The sequence below is a fragment of the Halorubellus amylolyticus genome (genome assembly GCF_034808145.1).
Classification (GTDB): Archaea; Halobacteriota; Halobacteria; order Halobacteriales; family Natrialbaceae; genus Halorubellus.
On record NZ_JAXHGM010000101.1, the window covers coordinates 1 to 246 of the forward strand.

1 protein-coding gene is annotated in these 246 nt (G+C 34.1%); it reads right to left on the reverse strand.

The window, feature by feature from the left end; translation table 11 throughout:
* The coding region (locus SM754_RS20695; protein ID WP_323677971.1) for a shikimate kinase at window positions 1-199 on the reverse strand (199 nt) is incomplete at its 3' end.
* Window positions 200-246 lie beyond the last annotated feature (47 nt).

Genomic DNA, 246 nt, shown 5'->3' on the forward strand with positions numbered 1-246 from the left:
GTGAACGTAACATCTCACTTTCATATTCTCGAAAAGTTATTTCGCCTTCTTCTGCAAAAATATTTCGAATTGCCTTCTCTTGCTTCTCTTCGATTTTTTGATCTGTATCTACAACATCCATTTGCAGTTCTTTACTTAACGCTTTTCCAATTGTTGTTTTCCCAGCTCCCATATAGCCGGTTATGTATATAGATTTCATTTTCTGTCCTCTCAATCGTCATGTATTAATTGTTATTATAACGAAAG